The organism is Sulfitobacter sp. 1A15258, from assembly GCF_043557045.1.
In the GTDB taxonomy this organism is placed as follows: domain Bacteria; phylum Pseudomonadota; class Alphaproteobacteria; order Rhodobacterales; family Rhodobacteraceae; genus Sulfitobacter; species Sulfitobacter faviae.
In genome coordinates this window covers 168,002-187,484 of record NZ_JBIFFK010000003.1, presented here as the reverse complement: position 1 = coordinate 187,484, position 19,483 = coordinate 168,002, and the positions used below count along the sequence as shown (strand labels likewise).

The following is a 19,483-nucleotide window of genomic DNA, read 5'->3' as shown; positions in this document are numbered from 1 at the left end:
GCCGACATGCGCGATATTCACAGTTACGCCGCCGGCGAATGGCTGGCCCCCGGGGCCGGCGCCCGCAACATCGCCAGCGCCATTACCGGCGAGGTGATCGCGCAGGCCGGGAACGACGCGCTGGACGCGGGCGCCATGCTGGGCTTCGCCCGCGAACACGGCGGCCCCGCCCTGCGCGCCATGACCTTCCACGACCGCGCGCGCATGCTGAAGGCGCTGGCGCTGCACCTGATGGAGCACAAACAGGCGCTTTATGACCTCAGCTACGACACCGGAGCCACGCTCTCGGACCACAAGATCGACGTCGACGGCGGCATCGGCACCATGCTGGTCTTCGCTTCCAAGGGCCGGCGCGAGATGCCGGACGCCCATGTCTACCTCGACGGCGCGCCCGAGCAACTGGGCCGCGAGGGGCAGTTCATGGGGCGGCATATCTGCACCCCGCTGCAGGGCGTCGCAGTGCATATCAACGCCTTCAACTTCCCGGTCTGGGGGATGTTGGAGAAACTTGCGCCGACGCTGCTCGCCGGCGTGCCAGCGATCGTGAAACCGGCCACCGCCACCTGCTATGTCACCGAGCATTGCGTGCGGCTGATGCTGGACAGTGGACTGCTGCCGAAGGGTGCTTTGCAATTCGTGAGCGGCGGCTTGGGCGATATGCTCGACCTGCTCGGCTGTCAGGATGCCGTGGCCTTCACCGGCTCCGCCGACACCGCGCTGAAGCTGCGCGGCAATCCGAAGCTCATGGAAAACTCCGTGCGCTTCACCTCCGAGCAGGACAGCCTCAACGCCTCCGTGCTCGGCCCCGATGCGGCGCCGGGCACGCCGGAGTTCGACCTCTTCGTCAAGGAAGTGCAGCGCGAGATGACCGCCAAGGCGGGGCAGAAATGCACCGCCATTCGCCGCATTATGGTGCCGCAGGCGCAGGTCGACGCGGTGATCTCGGCCCTGTCCGAGCGCCTTTCCAAGACCACCATCGGCGATCCGCGGGCCGAGGACACGCGCATGGGCGCACTGGTCTCGGGCAGTCAGAAACGCGACGTGTTGGAGAAGGTCGTGCTGCTGAGCGCCGAAGCCGAGCGCGTTTTCGGCGACCCCGACAACTTCACCGTGAAGGGCGCGGACCGCGACAAGGGCGCCTTCCTGCCGCCGATGCTGTTCCACTGCGCCGATCCCGATGCCGCCGAGCGGGTGCATGACACCGAGGCTTTCGGCCCCGTCTCCACCCTCATGCCCTACCGCGATCTCGCACACGCCACACAGCTTCTCAACCGCGGCCAAGGCTCTCTGGTGGCGTCGATCATCACCAACGACGGCGAAGTCGCGCGCGAGTTGACGATGGGCTCCGCGGCCTTCCACGGGCGGCTCTACTTTAACAATCGTAAATCTATGGCTGAGGCCACCGGCCACGGCTCTCCGCTGCCGCATATGGTGCATGGCGGCCCGGGCCGCGCAGGCGGCGGCGAGGAGTTGGGCGGCGTGCGCGGCGTGATGCATTACATGCAGCGCACCGCCGTGCAGGGCAGCCCCGACATCCTCACCGCCATCGGCAAGCAATGGGTGCCAGGGGCCGAGGAGATCACCGACCGCGCACATCCCTTCACCCGCCGCTTTACCGAGCTCGATCTGGGCGAGACCTTCCATTCGCCCACCCGCGAGGTCACGCTCGAGGATATCGAGACCTTCGCCCATTTCACCGGCGATACCTTCTATGCCCACATGGATGACGCGGCCGCCAAGGCGAACCCCTTCTTCCCGGGGCGCGTGGCGCATGGCTACCTCCTGCTCAGCTTTGCCGCAGGGCTTTTCGTGCAGCCCGACCCCGGTCCGGTGCTGGCCAACACCGGCCTCGACAACCTGCGCTTTCTTGAGCCTGTCTCGGCCGGGGACAGCATCAAGGTGCGGCTCTCGGTCAAGCACAAGACGCCGCGCAACGAGGAATACGGCGAGGTGCGCTGGCATGTGACCCTCACCAACCAGCGCGAGGAGGCGGTCGCCGAATACGACCTGCTGACGATGAATGCCGTCTGACCACGCCCCCTCGGTCGTCGCGGCACTCGCTGGCCTTGGCGGTCAGCGGGTCTGGTCGCTGATGGTCAGCCTCTTCGGCGATCTGGCACAGGGACAGGGCGACGCGATCGACGGGCCGGTGCTGTCGCAGATCATGGCCGCGCTCGACGTGCGGCCCGAGGCAAGCCGCGTGGCGCTGCATCGGCTGCGCAATGACGGCTGGCTACAGTCGCACAAGGTGGGGCGCATCAGCCAGCACAGCCTGACCGCCCAAGGCCGCGCGGAAAGCGCAGCCGCCAGTCCGCGCATCTACGCCGCGCCCCCAGACCTGTCGGAACCTTGGCAGATGGTCGTGACCGAGGAAAACGGGCGCGAGACCGACAGCGCCTTGCGAGAGGCGGGGTTCATCGCCGCCCTGCCCCGCGCCTATGTCGGGCGCGCCGAGAGCGCAGCCCCCACGGGATGCCTTACCCTGCCCGGCACGCCACCGCCCGAGTGGCTGCGCCGCGCAGTGGAACCCGCCGAGCTTGAGGGCGACTATGACGCACTCTTGGCCGCGCTCACGGCCTTGGATGCCGAGCTTCCCGCGCCAGAGCAACTCACCCCCTTGGACGTCGCGGTCTTGCGCTGCCTGATCGTGCACAATTGGCGGCGATTGGTGCTAAAGCATCCCACTCTTCCCGGCGGGCTGATCCGCCCCGAATGGCCCGGGTACCGCTGCCATCTGCTGGTCGACCGCCTGCTGCGCCGCTACCCGCGCCCCGCACTGCAGGATCTGGCCACCGCCTGACGCGGCGCAAAGCCCTGCTTTCCCATGCCGGACAAGCACGATATAGACGTGCTCATGACAAATTTCCTCTATCAGAACGACCTGCCGGATGACCTCGACCTTGGGCCGATGGTCGCGATTGATTGCGAAACGATGGGGCTGCATCCGCATCGCGACCGGCTCTGTGTCGTGCAGCTTTCGGGCGGCGATGGTCACGCGCATCTGGTGCAGGTCGCCAAGGGCCAGACCGAGGCACCGAACCTCTGCGCGCTGCTGGAGAATCCTCATGTGCTGAAGCTGTTCCACTATGGCCGCTTCGACATTGCCGCGATGCTTAATACCTTTGGCGCCACCGCAACGCCGGTCTATTGCACCAAGATCGCCAGCCGACTGGTGCGCACCTATACCGACCGGCACGGGCTGGCGAAGCTTTGCCAGGAACTTCTGAGCGTCGATATCTCGAAACAGCAGCAATCCAGCGATTGGGGGGCCGAAGAGCTGACCCAAGCGCAGATCGACTATGCCGCCTCTGACGTGCTTCACCTGCACCGGCTGCGCGATGAACTTAACAAACGCCTGATACGCGAAGGCCGGATGGACATGGCGCAGGCCTGTTTCGATTTCCTGCCCATGCGCGCCCGGCTGGATCTGGAGGGATGGCCGGATACGGACATCTTCGCACACGCATGAACACACCTTTCCTCGACACCGCCCGCCGGGTGATCCGCTGCGAAGCCGACGCGCTGACGCTGCTGGCCGACAGCCTTGATGACCGCTTTCGCGCCGCGGTTGACCTGATGCGCACCTGCAAGGGCCGGGTGATCGTCACCGGCATCGGCAAGTCGGGCCATATCGGCAATAAAATCGCGGCGACGCTGGCCTCCACCGGCACGCCCGCGCAATTCGTGCACCCGGCCGAGGCGAGCCACGGCGATCTGGGCATGATCACCGCCGCCGATGTGGTGCTGGCGATCTCCAACTCGGGCGAAGCGCCGGAGCTGGCCAACCTCATCGCCTATTCGCGTCGCTATGCCATTCCGCTCATCGGCATCACCAGCCGCGCCGAAAGCAGCCTTGGCCGCCATAGCGACGTGGTGCTCGAACTGCCCCGCACGGCAGAGGCTTGCGGCACCGGCGTGGTGCCCACCACCTCGACCACGCTGACACTGGCGATGGGCGATGCCGTGGCCGTGGCGCTGATGGAGAACCGCGCCTTCACCGCCGAGCATTTCCGTGACTTCCACCCCGGCGGCAAGCTGGGCGCAAGGCTGAGCCGCGTGGCCGATCTGATGCATGTCGGCGATAAGCTGCCACTGGTCACCGCCGACGCCCCGATGCCCGAGGCGCTGAGCGAGATCAGCCGCAAGGGCTTTGGCGTGGTCTGCGTCACCGATGCGGAAGGCGCGCTGGCCGGGATCATCACCATGGGTGACCTCGCCCGGCATCTGGATGGCTTGATGACCATGACCGCCCGCGACGTCATGACCCCCGGGCCCGTGACCATTACCCCCGACGAATTGGCCGAAAAGGCCGTGGGCGTGATGAACAGCCGCAAGATCACCTGCCTTATCGTGACCGACCCCGCGCAGAACGACGGCAAATCGCCCATCGGGCTGCTGCATATCCACGACTGCCTGCGCGTCGGGCTGGGGTGACGCGGGATGAAGGGGGATCGCCACTCTCGCGTCGTGTCGTGGCTGAAAGTGCTCTTTCCGCTGATCGCGCTGGCACTGCTATCGACCCTATTCCTGCTGTCGCGCGCGATTGAACCGCAGGCCGTGATCCCCTTCGCGGACAAAGAGGTTCAAGAACGGCTGCGCGACCAACAGATCACCGGCCCTTTCTATTCCGGCACCACGGCGGATGGCGATCTGATCTCTTTCTCTGCCGAAAAGCTGACCACCCCGGGCGGGGAGACCGGCACCAATGAGGCCGAAGAGATCGAGGCGACGCTAGACCTAGAAGGTGGCTCCAAAATCACGTTGCACTCCAACAGCGGGCGGTTCGACACCGGCGCAGAGGCGGCGGAACTGGCGGGCAATGTGCGGGTTAGCACCTCAACCGGCTACGAAATCTTGTCCGAGCGGATGATCTCGAACCTCACCACGCTGGACCTGCAATCGCCCGGCCCGGTGCGCGCCACCAGCCCCGCGGGCGAGATCACCGCCGGCAGCATGGCCATCACCAACCGGCAGAACAGCGCCGGATCGCAATTGCTTTTCACAAAGGGTGTGAAACTGATATACACGCCGCAAGCAACGAAAGAGTAACTGCCTTGAGACATTTGTTTATTTTGATGCTGCCGCTGTTTTTCGCGCTGCAGGCCGCCCCTGTCTCTGCCCAATCTGCCAATGTCGCCTTCGGCGCGCTTGAGCAAGACACCAGCCAACCCGTCGAAGTGACCGCCGATAACCTGTCGGTCGACAATGCCACGGGCACCGCCGTCTTCACGGGCAATGTTTTGATTTCTCAGGGCGAAATGACCCTCTCCGCCGGGAAGGTCGAGGTCGTCTATCGCGCCTCGGATCAGGGCATCGCCAAGCTGGCGGCCACCGGCGGCGTGGTCTTGGTCGCGGGTGAGGACGCCGCTGAATCGCAGCGCGCCGATTACGACATCGACGCAGGCACCTTGGTAATGCGCGGCGATGTGCTGATGACCCAAGGCCCCAGTGCGCTGAGCGCGCAGGAAATGACGGTGAACCTGAACGACGGCACGGCGCAGATGTCGGGCGGCGTGAAGACCATTTTGCAGCCCGGCAGCGACAACTGATGCCGCCTGAACTGAAAGTCGCCGGGGGCGATTCCGGCCTGCGCATTCAGCATCTGCGCAAGTCTTACCGCAAGAAAGCGGTGATCCGCGACTTTTCGATGGCGCTCGACCGGGGGGAGGTCGTGGCGCTTTTGGGGCCGAACGGCTCGGGCAAGACGACCACTTTCTACGCGGTGGCCGGTCTGGTCACGCCCGAGGGCGGGCGCGTCACCGTGGACGGCAAAGATGTGACCACCCTGCCCATGTACCGCCGCGCGCAGCTTGGCATCGGCTATCTGCCGCAGGAGATGAGCATTTTTCGCGGGCTGTCGGTCCAAGACAACATCAGCGCGATCCTCGATATCCGGGTCAAACACCGCCACCAGCGCCGCGAACGGTTGGAAGAGTTGCTGACCGAATTTTCCATCGAACACCTGCGCCGCGCGCCTGCGCTGGCGCTATCGGGCGGGGAGCGGCGCCGGGTGGAAATCGCCCGCTGTCTGGCCGCCAACCCGAACTATCTGCTGCTTGATGAACCCTTTGCCGGGGTCGATCCGATCTCGGTCGGGGACATTCGGCAACTGGTCGCCGACCTCAAGAAGCGCGGCATCGGGGTGCTGATCACCGACCACAATGTGCGCGAAACCCTAGAGATCGTGGACCGCGCCTATATCCTGCATGAGGGCAAAGTTCTGATGTCCGGAACGCCCGAAGAAGTTGTGCAGAACGAGAATGTGCGCCGCGTCTACCTTGGCGATAATTTCCGTATTTCCTAAGACTTAACGCGTTTTTCCGGGTCTTCCAGCCCTCGGCGAAGCCTTGCTCGCATGATGCGGAAAATCGCTCTGATTGTAGCGATAAAAGGATGGCGCGCGTATCGGCGCCATTGACTTTCAAACCGAAACGCGGCCTCATTGAGCTATGGTGACATCGCGTTCCTGTTTGATCCTGCATCGCCCTTCCCGCGAAGGAACGGTCAAAATCATCCTGGTCGCAGCGCCATTCCTCCATATCTGAAAGTTGTCGCGCTCCACGCATGTGGACCGTTTGGCAATGTTCGGAACAAGAAAGACAAGGAGACGATATGCGGTATCAGATCAGTGGCAAACAGATCGACATTGGCGACGCGCTTCGGACACATGTCCGGACCGAACTGGACGAGGCGGTCAGCAAATATGCCGAACGCCCGACAGATGCGATGGTGGTGTTTTCCAAAACGGGCCACGAATTTGCCTGCGAGGCGACCGTGCATCTTTCCACCGGTCTCAATGCCTCGGCCAAGGCCAAGGCGACAGAGATCTATGCCGCCTTCGACAGCTGCTGCGAAAAGATGGAAAAACAGCTGCGCCGCTATAAGCGCCGCCTGAAAGACCATCACAAAGAACGCGCCGAACCGGTTGAACTTCTGGGGGCGTCCTCCTATATCCTCGCGTCAGACAGCGATTCAGATGCGCAGGAACCTGATACCCTCCAACCCATGATCATTGCAGAGATGCAGACGAAGGTGCCAACTTTGTCTGTCGGCGAAGCGGTGATGCAGATGGAATTGTCGGGCGATCCGGTGCTATTGTTTCGCAAGGAAGGCCAGGAAGGGATGAATGTCGTGTACCGCCGCGAAGACGGCAACATCGGCTGGATCGACCCTTCGTAACCCACGGCGGTAACTTCCGCCACAGAGCAGGGCGAGCGGAATGGATTTCGGCAAACTCCTCAAGCCAGAGGCCGTGAAGGTTTTGACTTCGGCTTCGAGCAAGAAGCGTCTGATGCAGGATATCGGCGAACTCGCCCAGCAAGCCTATGGGCTGCCGGCCGGCCAAGTGGTAGATGCGCTGATGACGCGCGAAACCCTTGGGCCGACCGGCGTGGGCCATGGCGTTGCTCTGCCCCACGCGCGGATGGACGGGATCGACAAGGTCGTCGGTGCCTTCGTGCTGTTGGACAAGCCGATTGATTTCTCCTCGGTCGACCGGCAACCGGTCGACGTGGCCTTTGCCCTCTTCGCCCCCGAAGATGCGGGGGTGGAGCACCTCAAAGCGCTGGCACTGGTGGCCCGCACGCTGCGCGACACCAGCATCTGCACCAAGCTGCGGTCGAACCCCGACCCGGCCACGCTTTATACGATCCTGACCGAAGACAAGGCCGATAAGGCCGCCTGATTTTGGGCTGCCTGACCTTCGGCCACCTGACCTTGCGCTAGACGGCGACCGGTTCCGGCTCTGGCGGGGTCGGCTTTGCGCGTTTCGCTTTCTTCTCTCCCAGCATCAACATCGCCGGTGTCACCACCAGCGTCAGCACGGTGGCGACCACCAGACCGCCCGCGATGGCCGAGCTCAGCTCGGTCCACCATTGGGTGGAAGGCGCGCCATAGACGATCTCACGCGTGAAGAAGTTGATGTTGAGGCCGATCACCATGGGCATCAGGCCAAGCGCCGTGGTGACCGAGGTCAGCACCACCGGACGCAAACGCTGCGCCCCGGTGCGCAGCGCTGCCTCTAGCGGCGACAGCCCCAGTTTCTTAAGGTCGTTATAGGTGTCGATCAGAACGATATTGTTGTTCACCACGATCCCCGCCAGCGCGATGACCCCGATGCCCCCCATGACCACCCCGAAGGGCCGTCCGGTAATCAGCAGGCCAAAGAGCACCCCGGCAATCGAAAAGACGATGGCCGACATGACGACGAAGGCTTGGTAAAAGCTGTTGAACTGGATCACGAGGATCACGAACATCAGGAAAATCGCGGTGACAAAGGCACCGACGAGGAAGATCATCGATTCCTGCTGATCCTCCGCCTCCCCGGCGAAGGAGGCTTCGACACCCGGCGGCAAGTCCATCGCGTCGATCGCGCTGCGCAGCGCGACGGTCTGGTCGTTCACCAAGACGCCCGGCGCGACATTGGCCTCGATCGTGACCACCCGCTCTTGATCCACCCGCGTGATCGTGCCGGTCCGCGGACTCGGCTCGAAAGTCACGAAGTTCGAGATCGGCACCAGCCCTGCGGAGGTCGGCACGCGCAGCGATTGCAACTCTTCCAGCGTGCGCTCATCGGAGGGGAAGCGCACATTGATGTCAATGGAACCCTCGGCATCGTCAGGCCGGTAATCCGCCACGGTGATGCCCCGCGTCAGCAGTTGCACCGCCTGCCCCAGGGTCGAGATATCGGCCCCGAACCGCGCGGCCTCGGACCTGTTCACAGCGATGCGCCATTCCACCCCCGGCAGGGGGCGCGAGTCGGTCACATCGGTGAAACCGCCGATATCGGCCATCTTCTCGCGGATCTGATCCACCACCTGCTGCTGCACCTGCGGGTCATGCGCCTCGATCCGCAGATTGACGGGTTTGCCCGCCGAGGGGCCGTTCGAGGCGGTCTGCACCTGCACGTCGATCCCCGGAATGGCCGCCATCTCGGTCCGGATTTCCTCGCCTATGATGGCGGCGGGGCGGCGTTCGTCCCATTCGGTGAACTCAACCTGAATGGTGCCGATCAGGTCGGCACTGTCGCGGTTGCTGCTGCCGGTGCGGGCATAGACGCTGGCAATCTCGTCATAGGCAAAGAGGCGTTGCTCGACCTGCCGCACCAGCGCGTCTTGTTCGTAGATCGAGAAATTGTCCCGCGCACGCACCTGCACCTGCGCGAAATCAGGCTCTACATCAGGGAAAAAGGTGATGCCGTTGCCGAATTGCGCATAGGCCGTAAAGCCGCCCATCAGCAGGGAGATGGCTAGGATCAGCGTCATCCACGGGCGCAGGATGGCGAATTGCAGCAGTTTGACATAGCCGCCGGTAAAGCCCTTCAGGTCACGCGGATCGCCCTGTTCGGCGGCATAGAGCGTGGCCTTATCCTTTGCCGATTGCGGGGGCCGTTTGCCGATGATGCCACCGACCACGGGGATAAAGACCAACGCCATGAAAAGCGATGCGGTCAGGGTCAGAATCACGGTGATGGGCAGGAACTTCATGAATTCCCCCACCGTGCCGGTCCAGAACAGCAGAGGGAAGAACACGCTGAGCGTCGTCGCCGTTGAGGCGATGATGGGCCATGCCATGCGTTTGGCGGCATGGGCATAGGCGGCGCGGGGCGAATGCCCCTCTTGCAGGCGGCGGTCGGCCAGTTCGGTGGTCACGATGGCCCCGTCCACCAGCATCCCCACCACAAGAATCAGCGAAAACAGCACGACGAGGTTCATCGTATAGCCCATGACCCAAAGCGCCGTGACCCCGGCCAAGAAGGCCCCCGGAATCGCCAAGCCCACCAGCAGGGCCGAGCGGACGCCCAAGGCCCAGACAATTACGATCATCACAAGGATAACCGCCGCGATAACATTGGCCTCAAGATCGCTGAGCATGTCTTGGACCTGCTCGGATTCGTCTTGGGTATATTTGACGGTGATGCTGTCGGGCCATTCCGCGCGCATCTCGTCAATCAATTCGCGCACCGCCGCGACTGTCTCGATAATATTCGCGCCCGAGCGTTTCTTGATCTCAAGCGCCAGCGCGGGCTGGCCATCAATGCGGGCAAAGCCAGTCGGGTCTTTGAAGGTTCGGCGGATCGTGGCGACATCGGCAAAGGTCACCACCGTATCGCCGCGCACCTTGATCGGCAGGGACATAACGTCTTCGACATTCTCGATCAGCCCCGGCACCTTGAGCACCAGCCGCCCCGCGCCGCTTTCAATCGCCCCCGCCGCGATCAGGCGGTTGTTGCGGTTGATCTGGCTGATCAGCTCTTCGAAAGAGATGTTGTAGGTCTCAAAGACCGTAGGGTCGATCAGCACCTCCAAAAGCTCGGTCCGCTCCCCCCCGACATCGACTTCAAGCACGCCGGACAGCCCTTCGATCGCGTCCTTCAGCTCTTCGGAAATGGAGTTGAGCGTCCGTTCCGGCACCGGGCCGGAGAGGATCGCGGTCAGGATCGGGAAAAGCGCCGTGTTGATCTCGGTCACGACCGGGTCGGTGGCGTCTTCGGGCAGGTCCGACTTGGCACGGTCCACGCCCTCGCGCACCTTGTCGAGTGCCTCATCTGAATCGAACCCCGGCTCGAACTCCAATTGCACCGAGGCATGGCCCTCGGCCCCGTTCGAGGTGATCTGTTTCAACCCGGTGATCGCGCTGAGTTCGGTCTCAAGCGGCTCAACGAGCAGCCGCTCGCTGTCCTCGGGCGAGATGCCTTCGAGAGAGGTGGAGACATAGAGCGTCGGGATCGGAATCTCGGGCGAGCTTTCCTTGGGGATGCCGACATAGGCATAGGCCCCGACCGCCAAGATCATCACCAAACTCAGGATCACCACGCGGGCGCGGCTGAAAGCGGCGTCGATCAGCGTGTTCATTCCACCTGCTCCGGCTGGGCGGCTTCGGCGCTGCCGGTGATCTGGCCGTCGCCGCTTGGCCGGTCTTCCAACTCGTCAATCTCGGGCACACCCGTCATGGGCTGCGCTTCACCCTCATTGTCGCCACCGGTTTCGGGCTGCGGGTTGACCGTTTCCCCGTCGTTGACGAAGCCCTGCCCGATGGTGATGATCTGGGCCTCATCCGGCAGGCCCGCGATCCAGATGCCATCGGTCTGGGCGCGCACGATGGCGATCTTGTTGAACACGACCTTGTTGTCACCGTTCACCGTTTTGACGCCCAAGGTGCCATTGGTGTCCAAGGACAGGATCGCCGGAGAGACGAAATGCGCGCGGGTCTCGCCCGTGGGGATGCGCACGCGGGCCGAAATGCCCGCGGGGATCGCACCATCAGCGTTTTCGACCCTGACTTCGGCGGTAAAGGTCCGGGTTTCGGCGCTCGCACTGCTTGAGACGAATTGCACCTCGCCCTGCGCCTCTGTCCCGGTGATGAAGACGACCTCGGCCGTTTGACCCTCTTTAATGTCTTTAAGCGACTGCTGGGGCACCTGCACTTGGATCGTCAGCGGCGTGTTGTCGACGAGACGCGCGATTTCCTCACCGGTCGACACGAACTCTCCCGCTGAAATATCGAGCATCTCTAGCCGGCCGGGAAAGGGGGCGCGGATTTCGGTGTTGTTCAGCGCCTCTTCGGCGGCGGTGACCGAAGCCTGAGCGGCGGCCAAGGTCGCGCGCGCTTGGCTCACGCGGTCCACGGTCGAGACACCCCTGTCCAGTAGGGCTTGGGCGTTGTCGTATTCGCGCTGTGCGCGGCTCAATTCCTCACGCGCGCGGGCCAGATCGGAATCGCGCGCCGTGGTGCTGAGCCGCGCGATCAACGCGCCCGCTTCGACCGCATCGCCCTTGGCGACCAGCACCTCGGCAATCTCACCACCAGCTTCGGCGCGGACCATCGTATCGCGGTCCGGCAAGGCCTGCCCTTCGGCCACGAAGACCTGCGTCACGCTGTCCGCCTGAGAGCCGCGCACGGCCACCGTCACCGCTTCGGGAGCAATGGGTGCAGGCGCGGCTTCTTCGGTCTCTTCGGAGGGGATAATATAGCCGCTGCCCATCCAAAGAGCGATCAACAGCGCGATCCCACCGGCGATGAACTTCGACCGTTTCGAGCCGGCATCGCTGTCGAATGAAAGCGTCTGGCGCTCTTGAGATGTGTCACTCATTGATCGAACTCCATCACCGCGGCCCTGTGATCAGGCGCGCGTCAATTCTTGGGCTTGCTCACCCGGGTTGCTACATCATCAAGCGCGGCGCTGATCGTGTCATAGAAGGCGGCGAAAGTATTGAGCCTTTGGCGCACCCCTTCGGCCTCTTCGGGCAGCTTGCGGATCGTATCGTTAATCTCGGATTTGGCGTGGCGGGTCCCTGCCAGCGCATATTTCGTCATCGCGGCATAGGCGTCATCGGCGAGTTGGAAGTAGTCCTGGCGGTCGCCCGTCTTGTTCACACGCCGGATCAAGCCCCGCTCTTCGAGCAGGCGAATGGAGGTGCTGATCGTGGCGCGGCTCACGGAAAGGCGGCGCGACAGCGCGCCAAAGGCGATCGGCTCGCCCTCAAAAACCAACGTCGCAAAGACCTGCCCTGCCATGCGCGGCAACCCCTCGCCCATGGCGACGACGCCCATGCGGGTGATGAAGTCATCGCGGACTTGGTCGATTTGGTCAGTGCTATCCATCATTCCCCGTCCACGGCAGGCGCGTTGACGGTAGATAGACAAGGCGAGGCACAAATCAAGACTATTCAGAATTTTCCGAACAGACGGAACAAAGCGCGTCGCCGGTAGACTTCCGGCGCTCGACCCTACTTCAACCCGTTCCGCGCGATATAGCGGGCCAGATCAAGGACGAGTTGCCCCCGCGCCGCGGCGATGGCGTTTGCGCCACCTTCGGGATTGAAAGGCACGCTGAGGTCGAACAGGCCCGACCGCTCCCGCCGGTCATCGGGGACGGCCACGAAATACTGACCGGAGGCACGAAATTCCCCTGCTTCAGTGGCCACCAGTTCGGCAAAGCGCACTTCGAGGCTGGCATCGGGGAAGGCTTCGAACGGCCAAGGCTCGGACGCGATGCGCCGCCCCGTCATCCGCGCAAGGTTCTGGCTAAGCTCCAGCGCCACGGCCCGTTCGGGCGCGTCGGCCCAAAGCACATCGGTCGAACTGACCAGACGGCCATCGGCCAATTGCACCGAAATCTCTTCGGCGGCGGCATAGGTCGGCAAAGACACATCGCGCACTTCGACAGAGCTGAAGGCGATGGAGGTCTTCTCTGTCACCGCCGGGGCGCGGACGGGGAAACGTTCAGCCGTGCTGCCACAGGCCGCCAAAGCAGCCAATAGGCCGAGGGTGATCAGAGGTCTTGCAAAAGTCATGCTTTACCGTCCCAGCAATAGAGAATTGGGGTTACGTTCGATGGTCCGCGCCAAAGATGCAAGGGCATCGGCGGCTTTCTGGATGTCGCGCAGGGTGCGTTCGGCGCTGCGGCTGAGCTGTTCACCTTGGTTATAGCCTTCGATGGTGCGGCTGGCTTGGGCAAATAGCGCGGTCAAACGCTCGACCACCTGCGGCAGGTCTTGGGCCGAGAGGGCGATATTGTCCGCCGCGTTGCGGGCCGAGGCCAAGGTGCGGTTCACATTCTCGACCGCGCCGCCTTCGCGCAGCTCTTCCAATGTGGCGTTCAATTCGTCCAAGGCGCGCTTCAATGCGCCCGGAAGGGCCACCGCATCTTCGGTGCCGATCACCGCATCGGCGGATTCGGTGAGGTCGGTGAGTGCGACGACCAGTTCTTCGACCTCAAGCGTTTCGGCCTTGGCCGCCACCGCCTGAATGCGCTCCACCAACTCCGGCACGCCTTCGACCGAGGAGGACACCGCATTGGCCGCATCCGACGCGCCCTCAAGCGCGGTGGAAAGCCGTTCGGCAATCCGCTCTTCCTCAAGCTGGGCCACCAATTCTTCGATCCGCACCAGCGTGCCGTTCAGGGCGACAGGCACGTTCTTGACCTCTTCGGAAGAGACCAGCCCGGTCAATTCACCCAAAAGGGTGCGCACGTCCTGCGGGGTTTCGCGCAGGTCTTCGTCCGACACGAAAGCCTCTGCCGAATTGAGGAAGGTGATCGCGCTGTTGAGCAATTCTTCAATCGGCAGGCTGTTGATGCGGGTAAAGACCCCTTCGACCGTGGCCGCCGCATCGGAGACATCGCTTTCGGTAGTGGGCATCAGGGCAAGACCGTTCTCCGTCTCGGCCAACGACGCTTCGGGTGCGTCTTCCACTCTCACGAATTCAACCTTCAAACCACCCGTCAAAAGGCTGGCCGAGGCAAGCCGCGCGCGCAGGCCGTTTTCCACACGTTCTTTCAAGAACGCCAGCGCGGCTTCGGCGGTCACATCGTCCTGCATCCCCAAATGCGCCGGTTGGATCGACAGGATGGCGTTCAGCCGGACGCGGCTGTCGCCGAACCGTTCGAAATCCACCAACCCCGAGAGGGTCTCGACCTCACCGATCTCCAGCCCGCTCATCTCAACCGGGGCGCCGACGATCAGACCCGAGATATTGTCGTCGAACACGACGCTCAGCTTCAGCGGATCGACCTCGGAGGCGTTGAAGACAGAGTTCCGCGCGGTTTCCTTGTCGGGGTAAATCTCAAACACCGTGCCGTCAGACACCTGCGCCCCGCCCGAGACGAAAGTGTCAAAGGTGATGCCGCCGCCGACGAGGGTCGCCAACGACGAAAAGTCGATCTCGGCCCCCGCGGGGCCAATGTTGACGCTAAAGCCCGATGCATCCCAAAAGCGGGTGGATTCATTGATCAACTGGCGGTGCTCTTCGAAAATCAGTGCCTCGACAATGGCGTAGTTGCCGCGCGGGGCGATCTTGGCATAGCCGACGCGGCCCACTTCGATGCCCTTGTAAAGGATCGGCGCATTGTCGGTCAGATGCCCGTTCGCGGTGGAACGGAAGGCAATCTCAAGCCCGCCTTGGCCGCCGCGGATCAACGGCTCAGTCGACGATCCCTGAAAGCGCTCTGCCGCCGGGCCGACCTGTTGGTCCCATGACCCTTCAATATAGACACCGCTCAGCACCGTGCTGAGACCGGTAATGCCCTGTGCGGTGACCTCGGGCTGCACGACCCAGAAGACCGCGCCATTGTCGATATAGGGCGCCACGTCCTTGTCGACGCGGATATGCGCCGTCACCCGGTCCAAACCCGAGGTGAAGCCGACCTTCTCGACCACCCCGACCGTCACGTCGCGAAAGCGCAATTCGGTCTCTCCGGCAGAGATGCCCGCGCCCTCTTCGAATTCCACGACGATCACCGGGCCGCGCTCGCTATAAGACCGATAGGCCACGAAAAGCGCCACGATCAGGGCGAGTATCGGGATGATCCAGATCACCGAGGCCCCGCTGAGAAACATCTTGCGGGTCGGGGAAATCGGTACGTCGGGAGGCGTCTTAGTCATTGGTTTTCAGGCCCTCGTCCTTGGTCTGAGCGTCCCAGATCATACGGGTATCGAACGCTTGGGCCGCCAGCATGGTAAAGATCACGGAGAGGGCAAAAAAGATGCTCGCGGTACCGGGATTGATGGCGGCCAGTGTCTTGAGTTGCACCAGAGACGACAAAATCGCAACCACAAAGATATCGATCATCGACCAGCGTCCGATGTACTCAACCACTTCGTAAAGGTAATACCGCTGGCGCTGCGAGGTGACCGAGCGCCGTTTGACGCTGATCGCAAGAAAGGCCACGGCCATGAATTTGGCCAACGGAATGGCGACAGAGGCGAAGAGGATGATCAGGGCGATCCCCCAGTTGCCATATTGCGCCAGTTCCACCGCGCCGCCGATGATCGTGCTTTCCTCGACCTGAAACAGCGTGCGGGTCTTGAGCATCGGATAGGTATTCGCGGGGATGTAGCACATCAGCCCCACCGTCCAGAATGCCCAGACACGCTGAAGGCTCATCCGATCGCGCGAGACCAACTTGCTGCCACAGCGGCTGCAAAGCTCCGTGCCCATCGGCGCAGGCTTGTTACAGCGGGTGCAGGCCACGATGCCCAACTCCCGTGCGCTCACGATGTCTTGGGATGTTCCAGAGAGTTCCATACGGACCATTTGCATAAGAATCTGTCCTGCGCGATGACGAGGATCACCAGCGCGCCGAACATGTAAAACGCGGGGCCAAAGCCCACATCGGCCAGATCGGCCACTTTGACCAGCGCCACGGCACAGCCGATGGCAAAAACCTCGGCCATCGACCAAGGGCGCAGTTCCTCCGACAGGCGAAAGGCGGCGACGGCGTGGCGCGCGGGCGGGCGATCCAGCACCACGGGGATCAGTACATAGAGCGTCAGCAGCACCCGCAAGAGCGGGATGAAAAAGATCAGCGCCGCCGTGGCCAGCGACAAGAGGATCATCGGCCCGCCGGAAAAGGCAAGCGCTGCATCCAGCACCGACACCGCGTTGCTGGCCCCCGCCGCGTCGATGGTGAGGAAAGGAAAGACCGCCGCCCCGATGATCAAGACCATGACCGCCACCGCCACGGCGATGATCTGCAACCCGGCGTTCCTGCGGGGGGTGATCAGGGCGGTATGGCACCGCTCACAACTCGCCCGCTCCCCATGGGCGGGGCGGCGCAGCCGATAGACGGCGTCGCATTGCGGACAGACGATCAATTCGTCCATGGGCAATTCGGCAAGGGGGGTGTCGGGGCGATCCATTCTGAACGCATATATGATGCCGCCCTTTGACGTATCAACAAATATTCACCGCCCTGTGGCGCATCTGCACCGGCGGATCATCGCCCTCGCGCGAATGTGAGGGGAACAGGCGGCCATGCAGACCGTTGGTCTAGCAGAAATGACAAAGGAGAAAGCAATGACTGATATCACCAATGCAAAGATCCTGATCCTCGCCACCAATGGCTTTGAGCAGTCCGAACTGGAAAAACCCCTGAACGATCTGCGCGACCGCGGTGCCACCGTCCATGTGGCCACGCCCGACGGCAATGAGATCAAGGGTTGGGATGAAGATGACTGGGGCAACACCGTGCCCGCAGACCTCGCCCTTCGGGACGTGAATGTCGACGACTACCAAGGCATCGTGCTGCCCGGCGGCCAGATCAACCCCGACCTGCTGCGCGCTAACGAAGACGCGGTGACTTTGATCCGCAAGTTCCACGACAGCGGCAAGACCGTCGCCGCCATCTGCCACGCCCCGTGGCTGCTGATCGAGGCGGGCATCATCAAGGGCCGCAAGGCGACTTCCTTCTCCTCCATCGCAACGGATGTGAAGAACGCCGGTGCGCATTACGAAGACAGCGAAGTGGTGGCCGACCAAGGCATCGTGACCAGCCGCTCGCCCGAGGACCTCGACGCTTTCGTCGCCAAGATCGTCGAGGAAATCGAAGAGGGCAAACACGACCGCAAAGCGGCCTGAGCCCTGCCTCTGTGACGAGATTTACCCCCGGTCCTTTGGCCGGGGGTTTTTCATGCGCGGTCTCGCGGGAGGCCAAGCTCCGCCAACACCGCATCGGTATCCGCGCCGATGGCCCGTGGGGGGCTGGGCATCTGTGGCGCGGAACCGTCAAACCGCGGCGCTTGGCCTGATTGCAACACGCCATCGACCCTCACCACATTGCCCCGCGCCGCCATCTGCGGATGATCCGGCGCTTCGGAAAAGCTGAGCACCGGGGCCACGCAGGCATCCGAGCCATCGAAATGCGCCGCCCAGTCGTCCCGGGCGCGGGTGGCAAAAATCGCGGTGAACTCGGCAATACGCGCCTCCCATGTCGTCCTGTCGTTCTGGCTCTCGACAAGCTCCGCAGGCAGGCCCAACCTCTCTAACAGGACCGCGTAGAACTGCGGCTCCAAAGCCCCGACCGAGATGAATTTCCCATCCGCACAGGTGTAGCAACGGTAAAACGGCGCGGCCCCGTCGAGCCAATTGGCGGCACGCTTTTCGGTCCACGCGCCTTGGGCCAGCATGCCATGGATCAGCCCCATCATCGCAGGCACCCCATCGACCATCGCGGCGTCGACGATTTGGCCCTTACCGGTCACTCCGCGTTCGATGACGGCAGCAAGGATGCCGAACAGCAAGAACATCGTCCCGCCGCCGTAATCCGCCACCATGTTCAAGGGCGGCACCGGGGGCGCATCGGCGCGGCCTATGGCATGAAGTGCCCCTGTTAGAGCCAGATAATTGATGTCATGCCCCGCCGTTTGCGCCCATGGGCCGGTCTGGCCCCAGCCGGTCATGCGGCCATAGATCAGAGCCTCGGGGCAGGCGTCAGGGCCAAGGCCCAAACGTTCCATCACGCCGGGGCGAAACCCTTCGATCAGCACATCGGCAGAAGCGATCAGCGCCTTTGCCGCGGCGATCCCTTCGGCGGTTTTCAGGTTCAACACCACCGACCGCTTGCCGCGCCGGTTGATGTCCGACGGCTCCGCCGGGGCGGCTTTGCGGTCAACCGTGATGACATCCGCGCCTTGATCGGCCAGCAGTTGCCCTGCCAGCGGCGCGGGGCCAAGACCGGAAAACTCCACCACCCTGAGCGAGGACAGCGGCCCTTTGCGCTCGCGCCCGCTCATGCCGCCCCCGGCACCAAGACCTGCCGCGCCCCTTCGGTGAAATCCGACAGCGACAGGGCCCATGTCGTGCCGGGCCAGCGCAACTCCATCTCACGTTTGCGCGGACGGTAGACGGCGGTGTAAAGCGTGCCAAACCCGGCGTTGAAGGCAGTGGAATAAAGCGGCGGTTTGAGGAAGGCGCCGATGAACTTTTCCTCCGGGTCGCGGTGCAGACGCAGACGTTGCAACAGGTAGCGCTCCCGCTCGACCGTGGCGGTAAAGCGGGCGTGGCTGATCCACTCCACATTCTCTTGATGATTGGTCGCCACCGCGGCGCGGGTGATGACAGCGGGGCGATCGGGGGCCATCATGGCGGTCAGGTAACTGCGTTTTCGGTCGAGTACGGTGACGTTGTAGCTCATATGCGTGGGCACCCGCGCCAGCACCTCACCCGCCTCCTGCGCGGTTTCGCAGGTCTGCAAGACATAGCGCAGGATCAGCGGCACGCCGAAGCCTTCGCCCACCACCCGCCGCCCGCCAAAGGTGAGCGAGATCGACAGCCCTGCGTCATTCACCCCGTCGACCAGCCCCCAAAGCCCGTCGGAGGTGCCCATGACCTGCCGCCCCTGCCAGCCGGTGCGCAGCACCATCGCGTCAAAGGCATTGGGGTTATAGTCATAGTTGCGCACCATGACCGGCTCTTTCCCCGCCCAGATCGCCTGCGAACAGGCCGACAGATAGGGCGGCGGGCAATAGAAACTAAGGAAGCGCGCCGCGTGATCGCCGCCGCCCGCGAGGGTGCAAAGCTCATCATAAAGCGGCAGCATCTCGGGCATATGCAGGGCCAACGCACGGCGGCATTGGGCATAGGTCGGGCGCGCGGCCTCCCCTTCCTTCAGCCACCATGCGTGGTAATCAGGCCAATAGGCCGCGAAGAGACCGGCCCATTTCGGGCCGGGCTGGTCTTCGGACAATGCGCGCCAGTACATCGC

General features: G+C 63.2%; 19 protein-coding genes. 10 read left to right on the top strand and 9 right to left on the bottom strand.

The window, feature by feature from the left end; all coding sequences use genetic code 11:
• Positions 1-6 precede the first annotated feature (6 nt).
• From paaZ to ACGYK9_RS08170, 9 genes are all read left to right on the top strand, one after another.
• A complete protein-coding gene (gene paaZ, locus ACGYK9_RS08210) occupies positions 7-2,031 on the top strand; it encodes a phenylacetic acid degradation bifunctional protein PaaZ (RefSeq protein WP_394409392.1) in 2,025 nt (674 codons plus the stop codon).
• A complete protein-coding gene (locus ACGYK9_RS08205; RefSeq protein ID WP_394409389.1) occupies positions 2,021-2,800 on the top strand; it encodes a PaaX family transcriptional regulator C-terminal domain-containing protein in 780 nt (259 codons plus the stop codon). Before paaZ ends, ACGYK9_RS08205 begins: the two co-directional genes overlap by 11 nt.
• Positions 2,801-2,854: 54 nt before the next feature.
• Positions 2,855-3,469 carry a ribonuclease D gene (locus tag ACGYK9_RS08200; RefSeq protein WP_394409386.1) on the top strand — a complete coding sequence of 205 codons (615 nt, stop codon included), beginning with the start codon at positions 2,855-2,857 and terminating at the stop codon, positions 3,467-3,469.
• Positions 3,466-4,434 (top strand): SIS domain-containing protein, encoded by a 969-nt coding sequence (locus ACGYK9_RS08195; RefSeq protein WP_394409383.1) that lies wholly within the window; start codon positions 3,466-3,468, stop codon positions 4,432-4,434. Before ACGYK9_RS08200 ends, ACGYK9_RS08195 begins: the two co-directional genes overlap by 4 nt.
• Positions 4,435-4,440: 6 nt before the next feature.
• Positions 4,441-5,049 (top strand): LPS export ABC transporter periplasmic protein LptC, encoded by a 609-nt coding sequence (gene lptC, locus ACGYK9_RS08190; protein WP_394409380.1) that lies wholly within the window; start codon positions 4,441-4,443, stop codon positions 5,047-5,049.
• A gap of 5 nt (positions 5,050-5,054) precedes the next feature.
• Entirely contained in the window at positions 5,055-5,549 is a 495-nt protein-coding gene (lptA, locus tag ACGYK9_RS08185; RefSeq protein WP_271692745.1) for a lipopolysaccharide transport periplasmic protein LptA, read from the top strand.
• Positions 5,546-6,304, top strand: a complete 759-nt coding sequence (gene lptB / locus ACGYK9_RS08180; protein ID WP_136720275.1) for an LPS export ABC transporter ATP-binding protein — start codon at positions 5,546-5,548, stop codon at positions 6,302-6,304. The genes lptA and lptB overlap by 4 nt, the downstream gene beginning before the upstream one ends.
• Positions 6,305-6,612: 308 nt before the next feature.
• Positions 6,613-7,179 (top strand): ribosome hibernation-promoting factor, HPF/YfiA family, encoded by a 567-nt coding sequence (gene hpf / locus ACGYK9_RS08175; protein ID WP_067267651.1) that lies wholly within the window; start codon positions 6,613-6,615, stop codon positions 7,177-7,179.
• A gap of 40 nt (positions 7,180-7,219) precedes the next feature.
• Positions 7,220-7,684: a PTS sugar transporter subunit IIA gene (locus ACGYK9_RS08170; protein ID WP_067630567.1), complete on the top strand. Its 465-nt coding sequence runs from the start codon at positions 7,220-7,222 to the stop codon at positions 7,682-7,684.
• A gap of 37 nt (positions 7,685-7,721) precedes the next feature.
• Here the strand turns inward: ACGYK9_RS08170 and ACGYK9_RS08165 are convergent, their stop codons facing one another.
• From ACGYK9_RS08165 to ACGYK9_RS08135, 7 genes are all read right to left on the bottom strand, one after another.
• Complete coding sequence (locus ACGYK9_RS08165) at positions 7,722-10,853, bottom strand: efflux RND transporter permease subunit (protein WP_394409377.1); 3,132 nt, start codon at positions 10,851-10,853, stop codon at positions 7,722-7,724.
• Positions 10,850-12,091 (bottom strand): efflux RND transporter periplasmic adaptor subunit, encoded by a 1,242-nt coding sequence (locus tag ACGYK9_RS08160; protein ID WP_394409374.1) that lies wholly within the window; start codon positions 12,089-12,091, stop codon positions 10,850-10,852. Before ACGYK9_RS08160 ends, ACGYK9_RS08165 begins: the two co-directional genes overlap by 4 nt.
• Before the next feature lie 41 nt (positions 12,092-12,132).
• On the bottom strand, positions 12,133-12,606 hold the full coding sequence (locus ACGYK9_RS08155; protein WP_394422480.1) for a GbsR/MarR family transcriptional regulator: 474 nt from the start codon (positions 12,604-12,606) through the stop codon (positions 12,133-12,135).
• 122 nt (positions 12,607-12,728) lie between these two features.
• Positions 12,729-13,295 (bottom strand): membrane integrity-associated transporter subunit PqiC, encoded by a 567-nt coding sequence (locus ACGYK9_RS08150; RefSeq protein WP_394409368.1) that lies wholly within the window; start codon positions 13,293-13,295, stop codon positions 12,729-12,731.
• 3 nt (positions 13,296-13,298) lie between these two features.
• Positions 13,299-15,383: an MlaD family protein gene (locus tag ACGYK9_RS08145; RefSeq protein WP_394409365.1), complete on the bottom strand. Its 2,085-nt coding sequence runs from the start codon at positions 15,381-15,383 to the stop codon at positions 13,299-13,301.
• Positions 15,376-16,035, bottom strand: coding sequence for a paraquat-inducible protein A (locus ACGYK9_RS08140; protein ID WP_394409990.1), 660 nt, complete (start codon positions 16,033-16,035; stop codon positions 15,376-15,378). Before ACGYK9_RS08140 ends, ACGYK9_RS08145 begins: the two co-directional genes overlap by 8 nt.
• Positions 15,993-16,640: a paraquat-inducible protein A gene (locus ACGYK9_RS08135; RefSeq protein WP_067268191.1), complete on the bottom strand. Its 648-nt coding sequence runs from the start codon at positions 16,638-16,640 to the stop codon at positions 15,993-15,995. The genes ACGYK9_RS08140 and ACGYK9_RS08135 overlap by 43 nt, the downstream gene beginning before the upstream one ends.
• Positions 16,641-16,797: 157 nt before the next feature.
• On the opposite strand from ACGYK9_RS08135, the gene ACGYK9_RS08130 reads away from it, so the two are divergent.
• Positions 16,798-17,358, top strand: coding sequence for a type 1 glutamine amidotransferase domain-containing protein (locus tag ACGYK9_RS08130; protein ID WP_394409362.1), 561 nt, complete (start codon positions 16,798-16,800; stop codon positions 17,356-17,358).
• A gap of 50 nt (positions 17,359-17,408) precedes the next feature.
• Here ACGYK9_RS08130 and ACGYK9_RS08125 read toward each other — a convergent pair whose 3' ends face one another.
• Together ACGYK9_RS08125 and ACGYK9_RS08120 are read right to left on the bottom strand one after the other, a co-directional pair.
• Complete coding sequence (locus ACGYK9_RS08125) at positions 17,409-18,512, bottom strand: CaiB/BaiF CoA transferase family protein (RefSeq protein WP_394409359.1); 1,104 nt, start codon at positions 18,510-18,512, stop codon at positions 17,409-17,411.
• A complete protein-coding gene (locus tag ACGYK9_RS08120; protein WP_394409356.1) occupies positions 18,509-19,480 on the bottom strand; it encodes a C45 family autoproteolytic acyltransferase/hydolase in 972 nt (323 codons plus the stop codon). The genes ACGYK9_RS08125 and ACGYK9_RS08120 overlap by 4 nt, the downstream gene beginning before the upstream one ends.
• Positions 19,481-19,483 lie beyond the last annotated feature (3 nt).

Excerpts from the sequence above, each read along its gene's own strand:
- paaZ (WP_394409392.1), top strand. The coding sequence starts at position 7 with ATGCGCGATATTCACAGTTACGCCGCCGGCGAATGGCTGGCCCCCGGG.
- ACGYK9_RS08205 (WP_394409389.1), top strand. The coding sequence starts at position 2,021 with ATGCCGTCTGACCACGCCCCCTCGGTCGTCGCGGCACTCGCTGGCCTT.
- ACGYK9_RS08200 (WP_394409386.1), top strand. The coding sequence starts at position 2,855 with ATGACAAATTTCCTCTATCAGAACGACCTGCCGGATGACCTCGACCTT.
- ACGYK9_RS08195 (WP_394409383.1), top strand. The coding sequence starts at position 3,466 with ATGAACACACCTTTCCTCGACACCGCCCGCCGGGTGATCCGCTGCGAA.
- lptC (WP_394409380.1), top strand. The coding sequence starts at position 4,441 with ATGAAGGGGGATCGCCACTCTCGCGTCGTGTCGTGGCTGAAAGTGCTC.
- hpf (WP_067267651.1), top strand. The coding sequence starts at position 6,613 with ATGCGGTATCAGATCAGTGGCAAACAGATCGACATTGGCGACGCGCTT.
- ACGYK9_RS08170 (WP_067630567.1), top strand. The coding sequence starts at position 7,220 with ATGGATTTCGGCAAACTCCTCAAGCCAGAGGCCGTGAAGGTTTTGACT.
- ACGYK9_RS08165 (WP_394409377.1), bottom strand. The coding sequence starts at position 10,853 with ATGAACACGCTGATCGACGCCGCTTTCAGCCGCGCCCGCGTGGTGATC.
- ACGYK9_RS08160 (WP_394409374.1), bottom strand. The coding sequence starts at position 12,091 with ATGAGTGACACATCTCAAGAGCGCCAGACGCTTTCATTCGACAGCGAT.
- ACGYK9_RS08155 (WP_394422480.1), bottom strand. The coding sequence starts at position 12,606 with ATGATGGATAGCACTGACCAAATCGACCAAGTCCGCGATGACTTCATC.
- ACGYK9_RS08150 (WP_394409368.1), bottom strand. The coding sequence starts at position 13,295 with ATGACTTTTGCAAGACCTCTGATCACCCTCGGCCTATTGGCTGCTTTG.
- ACGYK9_RS08145 (WP_394409365.1), bottom strand. The coding sequence starts at position 15,383 with ATGACTAAGACGCCTCCCGACGTACCGATTTCCCCGACCCGCAAGATG.
- ACGYK9_RS08140 (WP_394409990.1), bottom strand. The coding sequence starts at position 16,035 with ATGGTCCGTATGGAACTCTCTGGAACATCCCAAGACATCGTGAGCGCA.
- ACGYK9_RS08135 (WP_067268191.1), bottom strand. The coding sequence starts at position 16,640 with ATGGATCGCCCCGACACCCCCCTTGCCGAATTGCCCATGGACGAATTG.
- ACGYK9_RS08130 (WP_394409362.1), top strand. The coding sequence starts at position 16,798 with ATGACTGATATCACCAATGCAAAGATCCTGATCCTCGCCACCAATGGC.
- ACGYK9_RS08125 (WP_394409359.1), bottom strand. The coding sequence starts at position 18,512 with ATGAGCGGGCGCGAGCGCAAAGGGCCGCTGTCCTCGCTCAGGGTGGTG.
- ACGYK9_RS08120 (WP_394409356.1), bottom strand. The coding sequence starts at position 19,480 with ATGTACTGGCGCGCATTGTCCGAAGACCAGCCCGGCCCGAAATGGGCC.